22 protein-coding genes and 1 pseudogene are annotated in these 20,608 nt (G+C 50.6%); 10 read left to right on the top strand and 13 right to left on the bottom strand.

Annotated elements, in window-relative coordinates; genetic code table 11:
- The 8 genes and pseudogenes from ABYK60_RS15955 to ABYK60_RS15920 all read right to left on the bottom strand — a co-directional run.
- A partial coding sequence (locus ABYK60_RS15955; RefSeq protein WP_372873010.1) for a TonB-dependent receptor plug domain-containing protein occupies nt 1–468 on the bottom strand: 468 nt, incomplete at its 3' end.
- 122 nt (nt 469–590) lie between these two features.
- Nucleotides 591–1,010, bottom strand: a complete 420-nt coding sequence (locus tag ABYK60_RS15950; RefSeq protein WP_372873009.1) for a GFA family protein — start codon at nt 1,008–1,010, stop codon at nt 591–593.
- Nucleotides 1,011–1,211: 201 nt separating this feature from the next.
- Nucleotides 1,212–2,372 (bottom strand): acyltransferase family protein, encoded by a 1,161-nt coding sequence (locus ABYK60_RS15945; RefSeq protein WP_372873008.1) that lies wholly within the window; start codon nt 2,370–2,372, stop codon nt 1,212–1,214.
- Between the two features lie 204 nt (nt 2,373–2,576).
- Nucleotides 2,577–2,696, bottom strand: a pseudogene (locus tag ABYK60_RS15940) (catalase); the annotation flags it as partial.
- Nucleotides 2,697–2,896: 200 nt separating this feature from the next.
- Complete coding sequence (locus tag ABYK60_RS15935; protein WP_372873007.1) at nt 2,897–3,793, bottom strand: hypothetical protein; 897 nt, start codon at nt 3,791–3,793, stop codon at nt 2,897–2,899.
- Between the two features lie 78 nt (nt 3,794–3,871).
- Nucleotides 3,872–4,051: a DUF2986 domain-containing protein gene (locus ABYK60_RS15930; RefSeq protein ID WP_372873006.1), complete on the bottom strand. Its 180-nt coding sequence runs from the start codon at nt 4,049–4,051 to the stop codon at nt 3,872–3,874.
- A gap of 156 nt (nt 4,052–4,207) precedes the next feature.
- Nucleotides 4,208–5,047 (bottom strand): TIGR03899 family protein, encoded by an 840-nt coding sequence (locus tag ABYK60_RS15925; protein WP_372873005.1) that lies wholly within the window; start codon nt 5,045–5,047, stop codon nt 4,208–4,210.
- A 57-nt stretch (nt 5,048–5,104) separates the two neighbouring features.
- Complete coding sequence (locus ABYK60_RS15920; protein WP_372873004.1) at nt 5,105–6,304, bottom strand: MFS transporter; 1,200 nt, start codon at nt 6,302–6,304, stop codon at nt 5,105–5,107.
- A gap of 242 nt (nt 6,305–6,546) precedes the next feature.
- Between ABYK60_RS15920 and hemG the strand changes: the two genes are divergently transcribed.
- The 3 genes from hemG to ABYK60_RS15905 all read left to right on the top strand — a co-directional run bounded on the left by hemG (nt 6,547) and on the right by ABYK60_RS15905 (nt 9,519).
- Entirely contained in the window at nt 6,547–7,083 is a 537-nt protein-coding gene (hemG, locus tag ABYK60_RS15915; protein ID WP_372873003.1) for a menaquinone-dependent protoporphyrinogen IX dehydrogenase, read from the top strand.
- Entirely contained in the window at nt 7,074–7,598 is a 525-nt protein-coding gene (locus ABYK60_RS15910; RefSeq protein WP_372873002.1) for a cytochrome b/b6 domain-containing protein, read from the top strand. The genes hemG and ABYK60_RS15910 overlap by 10 nt, the downstream gene beginning before the upstream one ends.
- Before the next feature lie 256 nt (nt 7,599–7,854).
- Complete coding sequence (locus ABYK60_RS15905; RefSeq protein WP_372873011.1) at nt 7,855–9,519, top strand: methyl-accepting chemotaxis protein; 1,665 nt, start codon at nt 7,855–7,857, stop codon at nt 9,517–9,519.
- A gap of 55 nt (nt 9,520–9,574) precedes the next feature.
- Here ABYK60_RS15905 and ABYK60_RS15900 read toward each other — a convergent pair whose 3' ends face one another.
- The gene (locus tag ABYK60_RS15900) at nt 9,575–10,558 is read right to left on the bottom strand and encodes an ion channel (RefSeq protein ID WP_372873001.1); all 984 of its coding nucleotides are present in this window, start codon (nt 10,556–10,558) and stop codon (nt 9,575–9,577) included.
- Nucleotides 10,559–10,848: 290 nt separating this feature from the next.
- Between ABYK60_RS15900 and prfB the strand changes: the two genes are divergently transcribed.
- Nucleotides 10,849–11,947 (top strand): peptide chain release factor 2 gene (prfB, locus tag ABYK60_RS15895; RefSeq protein ID WP_372873000.1). Its coding sequence is split into 2 segments (ribosomal slippage): nt 10,849–10,923 and nt 10,925–11,947, totalling 1,098 coding nucleotides; the frame shifts between segments, so codons are not numbered across the junction.
- Between the two features lie 18 nt (nt 11,948–11,965).
- The gene (gene lysS, locus ABYK60_RS15890; protein ID WP_240591045.1) at nt 11,966–13,471 is read left to right on the top strand and encodes a lysine--tRNA ligase; all 1,506 of its coding nucleotides are present in this window, start codon (nt 11,966–11,968) and stop codon (nt 13,469–13,471) included.
- 64 nt (nt 13,472–13,535) lie between these two features.
- Here the strand turns inward: lysS and ABYK60_RS15885 are convergent, their stop codons facing one another.
- The gene (locus ABYK60_RS15885; RefSeq protein WP_372872999.1) at nt 13,536–14,477 is read right to left on the bottom strand and encodes a HEAT repeat domain-containing protein; all 942 of its coding nucleotides are present in this window, start codon (nt 14,475–14,477) and stop codon (nt 13,536–13,538) included.
- Between the two features lie 360 nt (nt 14,478–14,837).
- Between ABYK60_RS15885 and ABYK60_RS15880 the strand changes: the two genes are divergently transcribed.
- Both ABYK60_RS15880 and ABYK60_RS15875 read left to right on the top strand, forming a co-directional pair.
- Complete coding sequence (locus ABYK60_RS15880; protein WP_372872998.1) at nt 14,838–15,683, top strand: SPFH domain-containing protein; 846 nt, start codon at nt 14,838–14,840, stop codon at nt 15,681–15,683.
- Nucleotides 15,684–15,690: 7 nt separating this feature from the next.
- Entirely contained in the window at nt 15,691–15,900 is a 210-nt protein-coding gene (locus ABYK60_RS15875; protein ID WP_372872997.1) for a hypothetical protein, read from the top strand.
- A 76-nt stretch (nt 15,901–15,976) separates the two neighbouring features.
- On the opposite strand, the gene ABYK60_RS15870 is transcribed toward ABYK60_RS15875, so the two are convergent.
- Nucleotides 15,977–16,375: a hypothetical protein gene (locus ABYK60_RS15870; RefSeq protein WP_372872996.1), complete on the bottom strand. Its 399-nt coding sequence runs from the start codon at nt 16,373–16,375 to the stop codon at nt 15,977–15,979.
- 204 nt (nt 16,376–16,579) lie between these two features.
- Nucleotides 16,580–17,605: a dihydroorotase gene (pyrC, locus tag ABYK60_RS15865; protein WP_372872995.1), complete on the bottom strand. Its 1,026-nt coding sequence runs from the start codon at nt 17,603–17,605 to the stop codon at nt 16,580–16,582.
- Between the two features lie 154 nt (nt 17,606–17,759).
- Between pyrC and ABYK60_RS15860 the strand changes: the two genes are divergently transcribed.
- On the top strand, nt 17,760–18,599 hold the full coding sequence (locus tag ABYK60_RS15860) for a cobalamin-binding protein (RefSeq protein WP_372872994.1): 840 nt from the start codon (nt 17,760–17,762) through the stop codon (nt 18,597–18,599).
- A gap of 61 nt (nt 18,600–18,660) precedes the next feature.
- Complete coding sequence (locus tag ABYK60_RS15855; RefSeq protein ID WP_372872993.1) at nt 18,661–19,155, top strand: energy transducer TonB; 495 nt, start codon at nt 18,661–18,663, stop codon at nt 19,153–19,155.
- A 120-nt stretch (nt 19,156–19,275) separates the two neighbouring features.
- Here the strand turns inward: ABYK60_RS15855 and ABYK60_RS15850 are convergent, their stop codons facing one another.
- Nucleotides 19,276–19,944: an esterase/lipase family protein gene (locus ABYK60_RS15850; RefSeq protein WP_372872992.1), complete on the bottom strand. Its 669-nt coding sequence runs from the start codon at nt 19,942–19,944 to the stop codon at nt 19,276–19,278.
- A 99-nt stretch (nt 19,945–20,043) separates the two neighbouring features.
- Between ABYK60_RS15850 and ABYK60_RS15845 the strand changes: the two genes are divergently transcribed.
- Complete coding sequence (locus ABYK60_RS15845; protein WP_372872991.1) at nt 20,044–20,427, top strand: MAPEG family protein; 384 nt, start codon at nt 20,044–20,046, stop codon at nt 20,425–20,427.
- Nucleotides 20,428–20,608: the final 181 nt, after the last annotated feature.

The raw sequence follows: 20,608 nt of genomic DNA, 5'->3' as shown, positions 1-20,608 counted from the left end.
TGCCGAGCCGGTTCCCCGAATGATTTCGACCCGCTTTACATTTTTCAAATTGAAATTACGGATCAGGTAGTTAATGCCGCCTGTGTAATCTTCATTGATGCGTCTGCCATTCAGTAAAAACAGCACAGTATTGGCATATTTCTGGGCGTGACCGCGAGTGACCAGGTAAGACTGATTGCTTTCGACAGGGCTGAAAGCGAGATAAAAACCGGGCACATAGTGCAATAGTTCAATTAAATTAGTCACCCCAAGGGCTGAAATGTCCTGCTGGGAAAATAAGCTCACAGAACTCGGGCTGACAGTGATTTTAGTCTCTTTCTTGTTAGATACCGACACAGTGACAGCGAGCAGTTCTTCCATGCTCAGGGAAAACAAATCGATATTGGGGTTTTCATCGGCATAGACAGGCATTCCCTGCCAGCCGAGCGGGATTAACAGCGCAGCTAAAACTTGTCGATGCCTTAACATACACACTTCACCTCATTGGTCTTTTGGGTAAAAGGCTGAGCCGAAAGCCCGTTTCAGCGTCTGTTGCAAGTATAGTTGGTTAATCTGCCAAAATAATTATGGGTGTCTTTGTTATTTCTGTCTTATCTTTCGATAACCTTGCGGCCCGGCTCATGTCCATCATAGCGGGGCAGCGGCGCATCAAGCTCGTCCCAATTGGCTCTGGATGAGATAAAGTTATGCGAGATTGGCCTCTCTACTATGTCACTGTCCAATATCCCCAGCCTTAAACGCAGCACCTGCGGCGATGCATCGTTGCTGCTGAAAATGGGTGAAGCGCAGATTTTACAAAAATGGCGCTTTTTGCCGGGCGCAGTTTCGTAAAATGCGATTTGCGCGTCGCCGCTCTTAATCCGCAGTGCGCTTCGAGCGACAAAACCATTGGTTGCGTAAGCAGTGCCACTACTCTTTCGACACTTAGAACAGTGGCAATGGATAATGGCATCAATACCGCCCTGCACTTCCAGTGTCACCGCCCCACATAAACAGCTTCCCTGATACATCTCACATCCTTATAAAAACGCCTGTCATACAGGCAAACAAATGATAGAGCGAATATTCGCCAAAACCATACCACCCACCGATGTGAACTCATCTCACCCATTGCCTACTTTTTAAGGGCAGCATCCGACCTGTGATGGCTTGTACTCACAGGCATAAACTACAGGCTCAATGCTGTGCCAAATCTTAAGCCATCAGCCATGTTAACTAACAGGCTGTAGCGTTTGCGAAGTGACAGCAGGGTTTGAATTTGAGGGGTAAAACCTGTCTCGCAATGTCATAAATGGCGTTTCTACGCAGGCATAAAGCAACCAGCCACACAAGAGACTGACCGACATAATAATCACAACACCAAGACCATTAAGATCGATATCATACTCAGTCAACGGTGCTTTCAATACTTGAAAAATGGGCTTATGGATAAGATAAATCGCATAAGACCAGAGCGCTACGCTGGCAGCACCAGGAATTCTTACCCGGTAAAGCACTGAGTTAGGGCTAAGTGCTGCAAGCACCAAGATGCCAAAACTCATTGCCAAAAATGAATACCCAAATGTCACGACATAGAAAGGGCGACCATAGCCATCGACATAAGCATAATTTTGAAACACGTAAAACATGAGCGCCACACTGACCAAACCCGTCAGCAGTAGCAAATTACCACGACGTAAAATCGCGTTAAAAGCGTTCGGGTGGAAGTTTTTAACTAACGCTATTGCTATCCCGGGCAATAACTCATCAAAACGGGTAAAGCTCGAGTAGTAAATATGCTCCATAAACGCCTGCGCCGGCATAGCAGCTTCGCCATGTTCATACCAATTTACGCCACGCAAGAATATCGCCAGCGCCATACCGCCAACAACCGCCAACCATCCAAGCATTGCCGAACGTTTAAAATACGCGATAACCAGCGCCAACAGCGGAAAAAGTAAGTAAAACTGCTCTTCAATGCACAAAGACCAGGAATGGGTGAAGGTTTCCCCGCCGCGCATATCGAGATTTTGAGTGAAACTCAGAAAAGACCAGAGCGGCGCAGTTGCAGTACCGCTAAGCGCAACAGGGAAAAGAAAATAGAGTGCAAGCACAAAGTAATAATTCGGCAGCGTCCTCAGAAAACGGCGAATATAAAACAGTTTAAGCGAAAAGTTCTGCCCCTTGGCAATGGCTGAAAACACTTGGTTGCCAATCAAATAACCACTTAATACAAAAAAGAGATCGACGCCTGTCCAACCCAACTGGCTCATAAAGCCGAAAATGTTCTCGCGACTTACAACAACTTTATAGTGATAGATAAGCACGATAATAATGGCGACAGCGCGAAGTGTGTCCAAACCATAAAGACGGGTATTGTGATGACGTTCCATAAAATTCCGTTGATATTCCTGCAAAATACATTTTTATTAAAGAGTGAATTGTAAACTTCTAAGGGAGTTATTTATTCGCAGTTTTCTTAGAGCAAAAATTACGCTTAGTCTAACAAAAGATAAAGGGGGCGGAGTGAATTAACTGAGAGCAAAGAGTCAGGACACCCACAACACTTTTGTTGCTGACGTTAAGTTGTTCGCATTCTAGCGGCGGCGGATGAAGGACTCGATGTAGGCCGGGGTGCGGGCATTTAGTATAGGGTCGGCAGAAGGGGTTATGCCTTTTGGCAGCAGTAAGGGATTAAAAATGCCGTGGCTGCGCTGGGTAACTTCGGGGGATGCCCATCAATCACCAGGTTTCCAGCCAGTAAAGGGTGCGGGAGTCTGGCCGGTTTACCGTGGTTTTATCTGTGATGTCTGCCCTATCTTTCCCCGGCTATTTTTCCCTGATGCGCAGGCGTTCAGCCGCCCTGTTTTGGTGCTGGCTTTTTACGCTAGATTTCAGCTTAGGGTCAACGTTCTTGTTATTGTGTGGGGGCTGCCAGTCTCAGGCGCTTTAACTCGGCTACCAGCCACTCATCTTCTGTATTGCCATACATGTCATGATGAATCTGCAGATAGTCTGCCTGCATTGCCGGGCTGGCATAAATTGCATTGATACGCGCTGCCATGGCTTTTCCGGCTTCGCCCGGACTGCACACTATAAATCCCTCGGTGCCGCTTTCCAGACCTTTTATTGGCAATGATTTGAATTTGAAATCATTTTTCTTCTGCTTAATATAAATATTGACGGCCAACGTATAGTTAAGTACGCCATCTATTCTGCCTGCCATTAACATATCGATGAGCCGAAACGAGGATTCGGTGCCACTGCGACTGAAAAAACTCTCCGGATGAGCTGTGATTGCTGCGTCGAGTAAAGTACCAAAGCTGTGGCCGGACACCACGCCAACCTGCAATATCGACGGCAGGTTAAAGTTGACGGGGTCAAATTGGCCGGGCCAGCGGTTGTCATTGTCCCTTACTATCAGGCGAATTGGTGGATACAGCGTGAGCGGAAAGTTGGTATAAGTGGCTTTTTGTTCCCGTTGAGGCGTTTTTATCTGGTTAAAAATACAGGCGTCATTTTGCTCTATGTATTTCCATGCCCGGCTTTGCGGCATGATAAGAGGCTGAAATTCAATTTGTCCCTGGCTGTTCTTTTGTAATGCGTTGAGAACGTTGGCATTCAATGATTCCCGGGTTTGGCCATTGCCGATAGGGTAATCAGACAGAATAGGAATGATAAGTGGCGCAGCTGTTACCGGCAGCAAAAATCCCAACGACAGCAAGGCTGCTGCAATGATACGTATTTGGTGGGAGCTGGATTGGCTTAAACACAGCCTGAAGTTTGTCAGGAATACACCCGCAAAAGTGGCCACATACCAAAGAATTTTAGCCTTTTTGCAGGAATAGTCAGAACTCAGGTGGTTGTGAAAGAATTGCGGCAGCCACAACGCTCAGCTTACAGATTGCACGGTTCCAGAATCTACTTGGATGCCATCTTCTTCCAGCAACTGTGCCAGTTTCTCCCGCTCCGCTTTGGAAACATACTTTGGCTTATTGCTGCCGTTGAGCTTGGCTTTCTTCTTTTTGTCTTTGGCAATCAGGGTCTGATTGATTTTCTTCTTTCTGTTCATGGGCGACTAATGTGTGATGGCAAATGGGTGGCGGCTCTAAGGCTGCTCAGCTGGGCTGTGTAAAAAGACGGCGCACTATAGCAGCATAGCCGCAGGGGGAAAACCTCAATCCGCTAACCCGCGCGCCTTTGGCGAGGACTGAGGCCGCAGCGCCGGCTAAGTTATTGAAAAGTCTTTGGCCAACAATCCTCTGAGTGCGCCGGCAAAGTTATTGTCGCCCTGTGGGCGAACCAGCTGCGCCAGCTCGTCGCCTACCGGTGAGAAGCGGTAGTAGTTGAGAATAAGGTGGGCATGTTTGGGGGTTACGCTGAGTTCTGTTTTGGAAAGCTGCAGCGTAAAACTGCGTTTGGGTTCAAGCTCACCGGTTTCAAATTCGCTGGCGTGTAAAATACCGGCGTCCATCAGCATCACCAGTGCGGAATAAGGTAATCCAAATTGTGAAAGTGGGATGGGCGTTGCGGGGGACTTGCGGAAGTACTGCCCCAGACCACCCACCAGTCTGTACCCCGAAAGTACCTTGAGCCTGCCGTCGTGGCCAATCTGAACCGCCACCGCCAGCGCTTTTTCGAGGGTCTGTGCCTCGCGCCAGGTGAGGCCTCTTAAAGTTTCCAGGGTGCGCAGGCTGATGTTGCCGGGCTCAGTGATTTCGCGGGCCAAAATCTTACCCCACAGCTCCTGCATCCGCCGGTTGTGGATTTGCTCCGCCAACTGGAAAAACTGATACAGCCAGTCCGGATCCGGATCTGTACCTACCACATCAGAAGGGGTGTATTTCAGCGCCAGGGTGTAAATGGCTTCCACGTTGGCCTGGCACACCGTCGCCTGTTTACGGGCACGGTGTGCGGCACGCTCGGCCACCGACACATTGGAGGGGCGATAGTCATCTTCACTGGCAAGACCCAGTATGCGACCCAGCAGCAGCGCTTTGCGTCTGGCAGACACATCGCTTTCGGTTTTGCTGCCAGCTGTGATTGGGGCCTTGTCTGAGTCTGTCATGATTATGCCTCTGATTTACATGCCTTAATTTGTATGTTGCCTTAATTTGTATGTTGCCTAGTTTGGCTGTGCCTGTGAGGGTTTGTCGCCAAACAGCAGCACTTCCTTTCCCGGCGCCGGATGCCTTGGCACATTGAGCGACAGCAACAACGAACACACCGCCATAGCCGCACCTATGTAGAACACTGCCGCGTTGGACTCGAGCCACAGGTAACCAAGCAGTACGGGGATTACCACCGCCGCGATGTGGTTGATGGTAAAGCTGACTGACATACTGGCGGCAATGTCGGCCCGGTCGGCAATCTTCTGAAAATAGGTTTTCATGGCAATGGCCATGGCAAACAGCAGGTGATCAATCACGTACAGTGCTGCTGCGAAGTGAGCGGTTTCCACCAGCGCGTAGCTGACAAACACCGCAATCAGGCCCAGGTATTCAATACACAGGGCATTGCGCTCGCCAATGCGGCCAATCAGGCGTCCAATAGCGGGGGCGAACAGCAGGTTAATCACATAGTTAATCAAAAACAGTGCGGTGATTTCACTGACGCTGTAGTGGAACTTCTCCACCATCATAAAACCGGCGAACACCACAAAGATTTGCCGTCTGGCACCGGAGAAGAAGGTCAGCAGGTAATACAGCCAGTAGCGTCGCCGCAGAATAACCCGCTTATGTTGGCTGTCGCCGGTATCAAAGCGCGGGAAGTACAGCCACAGCGCCAGGGTCATCAGGCAGCCCATGCCGCCCACGAAGGCGTACATCCATACATAATCGAGCTTGAGTACTGTCATCAGCAACCAGATGCTGCCATAGCCACCAAGCGCCGCTGCTGCCTTCCACGACAGCGCCTTGCCCATAAAGCCGGCGGCTTCTTCTTTCTCTACCCATTGCAGGGTCAGAGATTGATTGAGGGTTTCGTAGTAGTGAAATCCCACAGACATGAGCACAGTGGTGAAGTAAAGCCCGATGACCGTTGGCAGGAGCCCGGTAATGGCCACCCCAAGGCTCATTACAAACAGTGATACCAATGCAAACGACTGCTCGCGAATGAGGATAAGTACAAATATGGCGGTAAAGGCGAGAAAGCCCGGGATTTCCCGCAGGCTTTGCAGCAGGCCGATTTCGGCGCCGGTAAAGCCGGCACGTTCAATCACAAAGTTGTTAAGCAGCGCCTGCCACACGGCAAACACCATGGACATAATAAAGGTCATCCACAACAGCAGCAGTTTCGCCTTGGGGCCTTCGGCGGTGGGGAGCATGGTGATACCAGTGAAAATAAGTGGTTATGCATGTTAAACCAGCGGGAACCAATTCGTATACAAGTTTGCCCGCAGGGCTGCGATTCAAGTGTTCCTGGCAATATATGGCGAGAATTGTGAGGCTGGCGGAATTTATCGCCATCAATGGTAACCAGCCCCGGAGTGCGTGATCCAATTCAATAAAAATTTGCTGTGTTTGACCTATCATGCCCCTGAGTCCAAAGCAATTTAACAGGTGCAACGTGAGCAAAACGCTGATCCTTTTTTCCACCGTTCATGGTCAGACCCGCAAGATCTGTGAGCGCATGGCCGAGGTGATCCGCAAGCAGGGTGAAGATGTGACCCTGTTGCCCCTCAGTGAAGCGCCGCCATTGTCTACATACGATAAGGTGGTCTTGGGTGCCAGCATTCGCCATGGCAAGCACAACAGTGCTGTGTACGGTTATATCGAGAAAAACATCGAGGCGCTAAAATCCAAAGCCGGCGCCTTTTTCTCTGTGAGCCTGGTGGCCCGTAAACCCGCGAAAAACACCGCAGCCACCAATCCCTATATGCAGGACTTTCTGGGCAAGTCGGCCTGGCGGCCTGAGCTTTTGGAAGTGTTTGGCGGCAATCTGGATTATCGCGGCTATACCGCGATGGATAGAAATATTATTCGTTTTATCATGTGGCTGACCAAGGGGCCGACTGACCCTGATACCAAGGTGGAATATACCGACTGGCGTAAGGTTGATAATTTTGCCCGCGAGATAGCCACCATGGAGAAACTATGCCCCTAACGGCCCCCGGTAAACTGTGGCAATGGCTTGCCCCGCGCCTGCATGCATTGGTGTTGCTGCCCACTGTGCTGGTGCTTGGCAGCTCGCCATTTTTGTTGATGGGCAGGCGGCTGCGTGAAAACGCCAGTGTGTGGGATGTAACTCATGTTTACCTTGGGCTGCTGTTGGTGCCCTTGTCGATACTGCTGCTCTACTATTGCCTCAGCGGCGGCCGAGCCCGGCAGTTTTTCCCCCTGTTTGCACCATCCGGGCTTATCAGCGATCTCAAAGGACTTGTTACAGGCAAGTTGCCTAAAGGGGGCGGCAGTGGGCTTTTCAGCCTGTTGGAAGGGGGGTGTGTGTTGTTATTGACGGCAACCGCATTGACCGGCTTCGGCTGGTTCCTTACCGAAGGTGGCACTGAAGCCCTGAGCTGGCGAGGCTGGCACAAGGATTTGGGGCTGGCTTTTTTTATTGCGCTTATTATGCATTTGCTGGCGGCTGTTTCACACCTGCTGGACTTTTTGAAAAGCTGATTATGATTACCAGCCCTGGGCTGTCCGTGCCTGCGTTTGTGCCAAGTGCTCCATTCCCTGTTTAATTCTCATGGTCTAACACCACCGCCCCGAAATCCATAAGTATGCTGTTTTGTTTGTGAATCAGTATTTACATCAGAAAGGTCATGCCAGTGGCAGCTTTTGCTTCGGTCTTTAACTGCGCGGCTATACTTTTGACATAGGCAAGTTCACCGACAGTACCCATGTGATGCGGGAGCCACTTATGTCAATGTCCATGTCAAATTACAGCATGAAAAACAAACTGTTACTGCTGGCTTTAATGCCGCTTATCATTATTTTAACGGTAGTGATGGCATACTCATGGCACCTTGAGAGTGCCGCCTTGCAGGAATCTGTATCCCTGTTTCGGGAAAAACTGGTCAACGAACGCAAACAGCAGCTTAAAGAAGCGACTCAGATTGCGCTGGCAACCATAGATTATCAGTTAAAGCTCGGTGAGGCCGGTAATGTAAATGAGTCCTTGAGGGTACAGCGTTTTGGCACCGCGGGGTATTTTTTCATTTATGACTACAATGGCATCAGTATTTTTCATGCCACCAAACCTGAGCAGGAAGGGACAGATCAAATAGGCATGACCGACCCTCAGGGTCATAAAATAGTGGTTGGGCTGATAGATGCGGCCCGTCGTGGCGGCGAGTATTTCAGTTATTTTCATGCCAAACCCGGGGTAGAGGGGTTGGTAGAAAAAATCAGTTATGCGGCACCTATTCCCGGCAAAAACTGGTTGGTGGGAACCGGAGTGTATCTGGATGATGTGACCGAGGCAGTCAATGCCTACGCCACCAGTGCCGAAGAGGCGATGGGGAAAAAGGCCATGGGGATCTTTTTCATGTCAGCCATACTCACATTGATAACCCTTGGCGCCATAGTGGTGGCGTCCAATCGGATGGTGGTACCTATTCGCACCATGGTTGATAGTCTCAATGATATTGCCAAAGGGGAAGGTGACCTGACATCCAGGCTGAGGATTAAAGGCTCCGATGAAATTGCAGAACTTGGCAATGCCTTCAATCTGTTTGTGGACAAGTTGCAACACATTATCCGCGATGTTGCCGACACTACCGGCAGAGTAAAACAGGCCGCGGTAGACATAGACAAACAAACATCTGACATGGCGTTGCAGCTGCGCAGCCACAATAACGAAACCGATCAGGTGGTCACAGCCATCACTGAAATGTCCTCCACAGCGGCAGAGGTGGCACAAAACACAACTCAGGTGGCAGAGGCAACCCATGCGGCCACCGAAGATGTTGCCCGCGCTCAGGCTTGTGTTGATACGTCATTAACGGAAATTTCTACCCTGATGGCTCAGGTAAATGATGCTGCTGCCAACATTAAATCGCTCAGTGAACAATCGCAGAAAATCAATTCTGTGTTGTCGGTGATTGGTGGTATTGCCGAGCAAACCAATCTGCTGGCATTGAATGCCGCCATCGAAGCTGCCCGGGCCGGCGAACAGGGTCGGGGCTTTGCGGTGGTGGCCGATGAAGTGCGTAACCTTGCCAGTCGTACTCAGGCCAGCACGCTGGAGATCAATGAGATGCTGACCGATTTGCACAGGTTGGTGTCTTCGGCGGTAAAAACCATGGATGAAAGTCAGCAAAGCTGTCAGCGCTCAGTGGACGCTTCGCGGGCTATCTCAGACAGCCTGGGTTCAGTGACCAGCGCCGTAACGGCCATTAATGATATGAGCACCCAAATCGCCACCGCAGCCACCGAGCAAAGTTCAGTGACCGAAGAGATAAACCGCAATGTGTATGCGATTCAGGAAATTGTAAACGCGCTGCTTGAGTCGAGCCAGGATGCCAGCGCAGTGAGCAAGACGGTTTCCTCCGAGGGCGGACAGCTTGCAAAGCTGGTGGGGCAGTTTAAGGTATAGTGAATGGAAATTTGTAAAAAAGGCACCTTAATGGTGCCTTTTTATATGGTACCCACTATCGGGTCATTTTCTTCACAAACACCACCACGAACAGGGCTATGGTAAAACTGCCGGTAAAAGCCTCTATGGCGGCGATTAACCGTGAAAAACCAATGGGAGTAAAGTCACCATAGCCCAGGGTGGTAAAGGTAACAACCGAGTAATATATGCAATTGAAAAAAAGGTAAAAATTATTAATTAATGTGTTTTCAGGTCGAAACACGTGGACATTGTCATTGTAGCTGAGGCCTGTGAAGAAATAGCACATGGCACAAATCAGAATCAGCACCATGGAAAAGCCGATGACCCGCATCGGTGACTCGCCATAGCCACAGAACAGGTCAATCATCTTTGAAATCATTCGCGCCCGGGAAAATCGGGGGAGCTGATGGCGGCGCATGGTCAGTTCTTTTTGAATAAAATGCCCTGCCATCATGAACAAGCCTTCACGCTCAGCAGCTTTGCGCAGGTCGCGATAAATTTCTTCGGCCTGCTCAAAATAATCCTGGGCTATTTCGGCTTCGCCAACCTTTTCGGCCTCCAGCGCCATCCGCTCCTGACGAATAAGCTTACCGGTATTGATGTTTTCTATTTTGGTCTGGTTCCATTTAATGCCCAGCAGATTGGTATTGATGAGGTTGGCGCAGTGCACATTGGCATCCCGCAGATCGGCCTTCATCAGACTGGCATTTTCCAGATTGAGATTAAACATGTGGGCGCCTTGTAAATTGGCGCGGTAGAGTTCGGCATGGCTCATGTCATAGCCGGTTTTGCTGTGGTGACGAACCAGATCAATACCTTCCAGATTGGCCCGTTTCAGGTGTACGCCCCTGAGCATGCCACCCTTGCGGGCGTATGCTTCCAGTTTGGCTTTATCGTCCGGGCCATCTTTGGTGATGCGGGGGTCGTGCCAATAGCACAGGCCACTGGAGCCTGCGGGCTCGCTGCATGAAAATCCCTCATCTTCGTGATAGCAACAGATAGGCTGTTTTTCTTCCATGTCTCAAGTATAGACAGGCTTAACCAGCCGGCACGGCGATAGCGCAAAAATATTAATGCCTGATCCAATGTGTTTTTTCGTTTTGGGTGCCTGCAATATGCGTCATTTGTGTCCCTTTGCTCAGGGCCGGGCGTCCAACGTATCCTTATCGTTTACCGGTTTCAGCCAGAATAAAATATCACCAAAAACACTGGCCGAAAGCGGCGGTGGCAACTGGCAACCAAAGCGCCACTTTGATAGAATACGCCGTTAATTTTTCTGTTAATCCAATAGATTTAAGTTGAATCACCATGTTTGAAATCAATCCGGTTAAATTCAAGATTAAGGAGCTTGCTGAACGCACTTCGCTCCTTAGGGGGTATCTTTGACTACGACGCCAAACACGAGCGTCTGGAAGAAGTCACCCGTGAGCTGGAAAGCTCTGAAGTCTGGAACGAGCCAGAGCGCGCACAGGCGCTGGGTAAAGAACGTTCCAGCCTGGAAAATGTTGTAAATACCATAGATACGCTGGAAGCGGGTCTGGAAGATGTCGAAGGCCTGCTGGAACTGGCGGTTGAGGAAGAAGACGAAGAAACCTTCGAAGACGCCAAGTCTGAACTCGATGGGCTTGAGAAGCGCCTTGAGGATCTGGAGTTTCGTCGTATGTTCTCCGGTGCGCACGACAGCTCCGATTGCTATCTGGATATTCAGTCTGGTTCCGGTGGTACCGAGGCGCAGGATTGGGCCGAAATGGTTCTGCGCATGTATCTGCGTTGGGGCGAAGCCCATGATTTTAAACCTGAGCTGATTGAAGTGTCAGACGGCGATGTTGCCGGTATCAAGAGTGCTACTATCAAGTTCACCGGTGAGTATGCATTTGGCTGGTTGCGCACTGAAACCGGGGTTCACCGACTGGTGCGTAAGTCGCCTTTTGACTCCAGTGGTCGCCGCCATACCTCATTCTGTTCGGTGTTTGTGTATCCGGAAATCGATGATGATATCGAAATCGATATTAATCCGGCTGATTTACGTATTGACGTATACCGCGCCTCGGGTGCCGGTGGTCAGCACGTAAACCGAACTGAATCTGCGGTACGTATCACGCACTTGCCCACCAATACTGTGGTGCAATGCCAAAACGACCGTTCTCAGCACAAGAACAAAGACACCGCGATGAAGCAGCTGAAAGCCAAGCTCTATGAGCTGGAGCTGCAGAAGCAGAATGCCGAAAAGCAAGCCGCCGAAGACGCCAAGTCTGACATCGGTTGGGGCAGCCAGATCCGTTCTTACGTACTGGACGACTCCCGCATCAAGGATCTGCGTACCGGTGTCGAGACCCGCAACACCCAATCGGTGCTGGACGGCGACCTGGACAAGTTTATTGAAGCCAGCCTTAAATCCGGGCTGTAATTACTGCGAGAAGAGACGATGACTGAACACATTCAAGATGAGAACAAGCTGATTGCCGAGCGTCGTGCCAAGTTGGAACACGTTCGCAAACAGTGCCCAGCCAATGGTCACCCGAACACCTTCCGCCGTAAACACAAGGCTGCTGAGCTTCAGGCCGAGTTTGGAGACAAGTCCAAAGAAGAACTGGAAGCCCTGGGTTTCCAGACTGCTATCGCCGGCCGCATCATGGCCAAGCGTGGTCCTTTCCTGGTGATCCAGGACGTATCCGGTCGCATCCAGGCCTATGCCGAGAAGTCAGTTCAGGCCGATCTGAAAGATCGTTACGTGGGTCTGGACATTGGTGACATCATCGGCGTGGAAGGTACTCTGCACCTGTCCGGCAAGGGCGATCTCTATGTGAACATGGAGCGCTATGAGCTTTTGACCAAGGCGCTGCGTCCTCTGCCTGAGAAATTCCACGGTCTGACCGACCAGGAAACCCGCTACCGTCAGCGCTACGTAGATCTTATCGTTAACGAAGACTCACGCGAAGCCTTCAAGATGCGTTCGAAAGTGGTTTCTGCCATCCGTAACTTCATGATCAAGAAAGAGTTCATGGAAGTTGAAACCCCAATGATGCACGTGATCCCAGGTGGCGCTTCTGCCCGTCCGTTTATCACTCATCACAATGCGCTGGACATCGACATGTACCTGCGTATTGCTCCGGAACTGTACCTGAAGCGTCTGGTTGTGGGCGGTTTCGAGCGCGTGTTCGAAATCAACCGTAACTTCCGTAACGAAGGTCTGTCGCCACGCCATAACCCAGAATTCACCATGATGGAATTCTATATGGCCTACGCCGACTACAAGGATCTTATCGATCTGACCGAAGAGATGCTGTCTTCCATTGCTCAGGATCTGCTGGGCGACACCAAGCTGCCTTACGGCGAGCACGTGATTGATTTCGGTGGCCCATACACCCGTATGAGCATGCTCGAAGCCATCAAGCACTACAACCCGGACAACGCCACCATCCAGGCCATGACCTACGAAGAAGTGAAGAACATCGACTTCATGCGTAAGCTTGCCAAGGACGTGGGCATCGAAACCGAAACCTTCTGGAGCTGCGGACAGCTGCTCGAAGAAATCTTTGGTGAAACCGCCGAGCCTAAGCTGATGCAGCCTACCTTCATCACCGGCTACCCAGCAGATATTTCGCCGCTGGCCCGTCGCAGCGATGGTAACGACTTCATCACCGACCGCTTCGAGTTCTTCATCGGTGGCCGTGAAGTTGCCAACGGTTTCAGCGAGCTTAACGATGCTGAAGATCAGGACAGCCGCTTCAAGGCGCAGGTAGATGCCAAGGACGCCGGTGACGACGAAGCCATGTTCTACGATGCTGACTTCATCACCGCACTGGAACACGGCCTGCCACCCACTGCCGGTCAGGGTATTGGTATCGACCGTCTGGTTATGCTGTTTACCAACACTCACACCATCCGTGACGTGATCCTGTTCCCAGCCATGCGCCCACAAGCGCAGTAACAGTTTCAGTCATAAAAAAACCGGCCAAAAGGCCGGTTTTTTTGTCTGATACAAAGGGGGGGAGTTAAAGGTACAGACTTATCAGCATATTACCCCAATCTTTCTCTTTGCTGTCTTTGAAGCTTGACTGTACGTCACGGATAAAGCGGTTGCCATCTTCCAGGTTCAGGTCGGCAATGGCTTTGATGGCCATGGCTTTGTCAGACCAGCTGTCAGCTGTGTTGAAGACGTCTTTCAGCGTGTCCAGTTCGGCTTCGGCATCCAGATTTCCCAGTGACGAAATGGCCGCCAGCCGCAGATATTCATCCTTTGAAGTGAGTAGCTCCTTCAGATAAGGAACCGCTGCCTTGTTATTACCAAAACCCAATTGATACACATCTAGATAGTCATTGGACTGTTTCACCCTGGCGATTAAGGCACTGACATCGGCATCTGAAATTTGCTGCTGATAAACCAGGTTGTTCAGTTTGGCGGCAAACTCTTTCACCAGCAAAGACAGGGGCTCGTTCAGTGTCGGCTCAATGATTTCGTCGAAACTCCACACAGGAACCTTGCCACGCTTTACAAACACGCCGATGCGTTTGGTGCCCTGGGATGTGTGAACATCCGCGCTCAGCATGGTGAAGGTGATAAAGGGAGTATAGGCATTGGTACGATGGTTACGCATTGCCAGTTGATGCACATCCACCTTAATGGGAGCGGCGACAGCATTTAGGTTAATTCCCCTCGCAGCCAGTTCTTTATCGGTGTTTTCCTGCAAAAAATTCACCGGAGCCAGCATTGACTTATCGAGCTTCAGGTCTGCCTTGAGCACGCCGTAACTGAAGGTCTGTGTGTCGGCTCGCTTATCGTCCAGCTGCACGGGAGAGAAGTTGCCGGATGTTTGTTTTTCATAGCCAATATTAGACGGAGCGGGTGCCGTTACCTGATAAGAGGAAGGTGCACAACCGCCCATCAGAGCGGAGGTTAATGCAACTGCCAGCAGTTGCTTGATAGCTAGGGTCATCTTGATCATTCCTTTGTGTTGTCGCCTGTCATTGTTGTTGTGGCCTGTGGAGGGCTGTCAAACCATATCATTGACTGCAGCTGATGCAATAGTGAGTGGGAAAATCTATTCATGAGTTGATGGATGCTTTGGATGACGCTTTGCAGTCTTTCATTGTTTTGTTGCTGTTATCGTTTGCAAGATGATCTTCTTCAGCTTTATTAATCACTCGAGTATGAATTTATCTAATTGTATTTATTAAATTAAAATCTTTTTCGACTGAAGCGGTAGATTATTTTTCGACATTTTATGTCGTGAGTGTTGATCTTTTGCACATTCCTGATATTTTGATATCAAAGTGATATCAATAAGGAGTTGACTATGGTTCAGGAAAAGCGTGGATTTTCAATCAATGGTTATGCAGCGTTTGTGATGCTGGTGGCATTGCACCTGTGTTTTTTGTTTGTGATTGTGAGTGGACATGAGCCTGCAGGCATATTGGGTAATGTGCTTACCGGTCTTTGCTGGCCCGGCTTTTTTATGGTGCAGCCCAATCAGGCCAAAGTACTGACTCTGTTCGGCAGTTATGTTGGCTCGGTACGCGCCACAGGGCTTCAGTGGACAATTCCGCTGTTTGCCAAACGCACTATTTCATTGCGGATCCGCAACTTTGAGAGCGCTAAAATCAAGGTGAACGACAATCTGGGTAATCCCATTGAAATTGCCACTATCGTGGTTTGGTCGGTAACTGACAGCGCTGAAGCTGTGTTTGAAGTGGATGATTACGAAAGCTATGTGTCCATTCAAAGTGAGGCGGCGCTGCGTAACATGGCCAGCAGCTATGCTTACGACCCTCAGGAGGAAACCGAAGTGGCACTGCGCAGCCATCCCCAGGAAATTGCCGACAAGCTCAAGCAGGAGATTCAGGATCGCCTTGGCCGCGCCGGTGTGACTGTGCATGAGGCGCGTATCAGCCATCTGGCGTACGCTCAGGAAATTGCCAGCGCCATGCTGCAACGTCAGCAGGCCACCGCCATTATCGCTGCCCGTGCCAAAATAGTGGAAGGAGCAGTGGGCATGGTGGAAATGGCGCTGGAGCGTTTAAAGGCGCAAAACGTGGTTGAGCTGGATGAAGAGCGCAAAGCCGTGATGGTCAGTAACCTGCTGGTGGTGCTGTGTGGTGATAAGAGCACTCAGCCCGTGGTCAATACCGGCAGCCTGTACTGAGGCGCCTATGAGTAAGAAGGCATACCCTTTAAGGATAAGCAGTGATGTCCTTGCGGCCATGCAGCGCTGGTCAGATGATGAGCTGCGAAGCCTCAATGCCCAGATTGAGTATGTGCTGCGGGATGCTCTGGTGAAAAGTGGCCGGGTGAAGCTGGTACAAAAGGTGGTAACCGAGGTTGTTGAGGGGGAAGGGCAAGATCCCGGGGACGACAGTTGAGCTTATAATTGCATAAAAAAAGGAAGCCGCTTGCTTCCTTTTTATTTCCATATTTTGCAGAAGGCCAGATTAGTGCTTAGAGTTGACGGCTCTTTTGCAACAGTTCCTGGCGTATGCTCTTGGAGAGGTTATTCACCCATTTGTTGTAGTTGCGGTGAATGCTGCCGTCATCAAAGTCGAGGTTTTCGCTGTCTTTATAGTGGATTGAATAGCTGTCCGCGCTGAATGGAATTTGTACATTGGCACCATGATTGCGTATTGAAATTTGCGCTTCAATTAAACCGGGCTCTACGACACGGGCAATCCAGCCTCGTTTGCGGCTGGCATCGAGAATACTGTGCTCAACCGATGCCAATGACATTCTGCTGCCGCTTTCGGCTAAAGGTACCAGTTGATCGTCAAAGTTATGTACCGGCTTACTGGTGCAGGCGCCCAGCAGACTTAAGGAAAGTATCGCAGTCAGGATCAGTCTCATGATGTACCTCGCTCATGTAGACAGCACTCAGGGACAAAAAGGTAAGGGCTGCCGTGGTTGATCGACGGCAGAGTAGCAGACAGAGCTGAACCCCAGCTGACCCTGTGCGATATTTGTTGTGTGGTTGTGAGCTATTTCAGGGTTTATAGGTATTTTGGCCAAAAATAAAGCCGCCTCTGGGCGGCTTTGCAGTGATTTACGCTGTTATTCAACTTTCCAGCCAATGGTTTCACCGGCGCGGATTGGCACCACAGTGCTGCCACCGAGCGGGTAAGACTCAGGTACCTGCCAGGGGCTCTTTACCAGGGTCACCTTGTCGGCATTGCGGGGCAAACCATAGAAGTCCGGGCCGTTAAAACTGGCAAAGGCTTCCAGTTTATCCAGCGCGCCTTCAGCTTCAAAGGCTTCGGCATACAGTTCAAGCGCAGCGTGTGCAGTGTAAGAACCGGCGCAGCCACAGGAGGCTTCTTTTTTGTCTTTGGCGTGGGGCGCGGAGTCGGTGCCCAGGAAAAACTTCTTGCTGCCGCTGGTGGCGGCCGCCAGCAGTGCCTGCTGGTGGGTATTGCGCTTAAGAATGGGCAGGCAGTAGAAGTGGGGGCGAATGCCACCGGCCAGCATGTGGTTGCGGTTATACAGCAGGTGATGGGCGGTAATGGTAGCTGCCACCTTGTCACTGGCTGCCATCACAAAATCCACCGCGTCCTTGGTGGTAATGTGCTCAAGCACAATCTTGAGACCGGGGAAATCGGCTACTACTTTGGCGAGGATGTTTTCGATAAAGATACGCTCCCTGTCGAAAATATCGATGGATGAGTCGGTGACTTCACCATGAACCAACAGCAGCAGGCCTTCTTCTTCCATGGCTTTGAGTACGCCATAGATATTTTTTACATCGGTTACACCCGAATCTGAGTTGGTAGTGGCACCGGCGGGATACAGCTTGGCAGCAACCACCTTGCCCGAGGCTTTGGCGGCACGGATTTCGTCCGGGCTGGTTTTATCGGTGAGGTACAACACCATTAAGGGTTCAAACGCGCTGTTGCTGTGAGCCTTGATGCGCTCGTAGTAGGCAATGGCGGCTTCGGTGGTGGTCACCGGCGGTACCAGATTGGGCATCACAATGGCTCGGCCCATGTAGCGACCGGCGTCGCGCACTGTATCGGCAAGGGAGTCGCCGTCGCGCAGGTGAATGTGCCAGTCATCGGGGCGGGTGAGGCTAATTTGGGTCATAGGGGTATCTTCTGCTGTGAGGGTGGGCAGATTTTAAATTTCATGGGCTAAAAGGGCAAGGAAAGGTACAGCTTAGCGTTGGCCGGGCTTTGCCCCAGGCTGGGTTTGGGATATAGTCGGCCGTCTACTACGGAGCGGTCGCAACAAGGAAAAGATGTTGAAAATCCTGTCTAAACTAGCACTTCTGTTCGCCTTTATTCCTCTGCATTCTCAAGCGGATGCCGAGCGCATTATTGCACTGTCACCCCATGCGGTTGAAATGCTGTACGCCATAGGTGCCGGTTCCCGCATAGTAGCCACCACGGATCATGCCGACTACCCCGAACAGGCCAAACTTATCCCACGTATCGGCGGTTACTACGGTATTCAAATGGAGCGGGTATTAGAGCTCAAGCCGGATTTGATAGTGACATGGGATGGCGGCAATCGCGCAGAAGATCTTGAGATGCTTAAAAAGTTTGGTTTTAAGGTTTTTTCCAGCGATCCCAAGACCCTGGATGCTGTGGCACAGGAATTATTGGTGCTGGGAGAGCTGACTGGCACTCAGGATACCGCCAGACAGGTTGCGGCAACCTACAGAGCCGATTTGGCGACCCTCAGGCTTGCCAACCGCAGTAAACCCAAGGTACGGCTGTTTTATCAGCTGTGGTCGCAGCCGCTGATGACCGTGGGTAAAGGCAGTTGGATTGAGCAAATCATCGAAGTCTGCAATGGTGAAAACCTGTTTGTGGATGCCAGTGGCGATTATCCTCAGGTCAGCTTTGAGGCAGTGCTGCTGCAAAAACCGGATGTGATCCTGCGCAGTCAGGATGAGGGTAACATTCATGGCATTGACTGGCAGCAGTGGCCAGAAGTGCCCGCGGTTGCAAGGGGGCATATTTATGACCTGGATGCAGACTTACTGCACCGTGCCGGCCCCCGGACGACAGAGGCGGTTAACGTGCTCTGCAATGCACTCGATAAAGCACGCGTACCACCCCTCCCGGTGCAATGATATGCGGTCTGAGGGCGGACACAATAACAGACTAAACATTTGTTGATGAATTAGGTTTGTTTTGTTAGATTTATTTTTTCTTAAAAAACAGGGAAGTATAAATATGCGTAAAAGTTATTTGATTGGTGTTGGGCTCGTGGTGCTGGCTGGTTGTCAAAGTCTGGACACCAATCCCTATAAGCAAGGATACAAAAATCTTACCGTAGAGAAGGATGAGCGGGGGGCTTATTGGGAGGCCAAGAAAAGGGTGAATCCAAGCTATCCAAGGGAAGCCGTGCGTTTAAGCAAAAATGGCTGTGTTCAGATGGTGGTATCCATCAATGCCGAAGGCAAGGCTGATGGTTATCAGATAAAAAACTCCTATCCGGAAGACCTGTTCGTTGACAGCATGGTGAATGCTATCGCTAAATGGGAGTGGGCACCTGCGGGGCACAATACTGAAAAGATGCCGGCCGTTCAGAGCGTTTATTTTGAATTTAAATTCGAGCGGGAAGGCAAAGAGGCGAAGAATATAGCCGAAGCCAAAGCCGCCTGCGAAAAGATAGCTATTTCTTAGCATTAAGTCCTGAACCACCAGAGTGCCACCGGAGCAAACACGATAGCTGAGGTGGCATTTTTGTTTTTGATGCTTGTTTCTCACGCCTGGAACGGGAATGCACAATCCTGAAAATGAATACTAAGTTAAAAGGTCCTTGCTTCTAAGGCGCTCGATGATGAGCCTTCCCACGGTAAAGCTTGATGGCAGCAGAGTGTGGGGTAATGGCAGCGAAATGATTTCACACAGGGGATTATTATGCTGCCAGGGGGCTGTCACTTCTGATACCGCAACCACACCGTCGTTCTCTTCCCCATAAAAAGGCGGCAACTTGGCGCCCTTGGTGCCGGTTGGCATTCCCCTGGTTCCTTTGATAAAGATGCACCGAATACCCTGCGCAGTGGGATTACCAATACCGGCCATACGCTGCGCATTACCAAGCAGTTGCCCGGCATCGCCACTGAAGAGACGAAACAGCGGATTGGTTTTAAGCGTCATGGCCAGCCTTGCCGGTTGCAACGGCGAACCGAGCAAGAACACCAGTACAGGCAATTTACCTGTGGTTCCTGAAGTGCTGAGTAAACTGCGAATGATAACCCCGCCCAGTGAATGACCTATGAGTATGTAAGGCGCACCGGCAGGCAGGCGGGCTATTTTTTTATCCAGGCGCTGTACAATGGTATCCACAGGCTCCACTGCGGCGAGGTAGCCGAGCGTCTGACAGCGAATGCCTGCCCGTCTTAGGATGGCGAGCATCGGCAAACCGGATGCGGGGGTGCGCCCTAATCCATGGACAAAGATGGCATGCATGGTCCGACTCCTGAGAATTTTCTTGAAGCCTTTGTTTTTAGCTGGCTAAATCAGTTGTGACAAATGAAACCTTTTTCATCCTTTTAAGCGGGAGCTCAGATGACGACCTTGCTCGTATGTTTATTAATTGCCATGTTGCTGCCTTATCTGGCCAAGGGGCCGGTGGCGATGGCCATGGCCAAAATGGGTGGTTACGATAACCACCATCCCCGCAGCCAACAGGCAAAGTTAGAAGGCTTTGGTGCCCGGGCGTTGGCAGCTCATCAGAATGCTTTTGAGTCGTTGCTGATTTTTGGCCTGGCGGTGCTGGCGGCGCTGGCGACAGACAATGGTAATGACATTGCTGGGATGGCAGCCGTGGTGCACATTATCGCCCGGGTCGGCTATCACCTTGCCTACCTGTACGATTTCGATAAGCTGCGCTCCAGTTTGTGGTTTGTCGCCATTATTGCCAGTTTTACCGTATTGGCCCAAGCGTTCTAATCCAAGGGTCTTCATCCAAAGCCGCTGTTTAACAGCGGCTTTTTTTATTTTCAGCCCTAAACCACCTACTTCAGTAGGTGGTTATCATCCAAATGGGCTTTGCCCGTATATCTACCCATGCTAAATGCATCTTTGATTTTTAGCGAAGTCAAAAGAGGCAAATAACATGAGTAGATACGAG

This window comes from Shewanella sp., from assembly GCF_041630135.1.
Taxonomy (GTDB): Bacteria; Pseudomonadota; Gammaproteobacteria; order Enterobacterales; family Shewanellaceae; genus Shewanella.
This window is presented reverse-complemented; position numbering and strand designations above follow the sequence as displayed.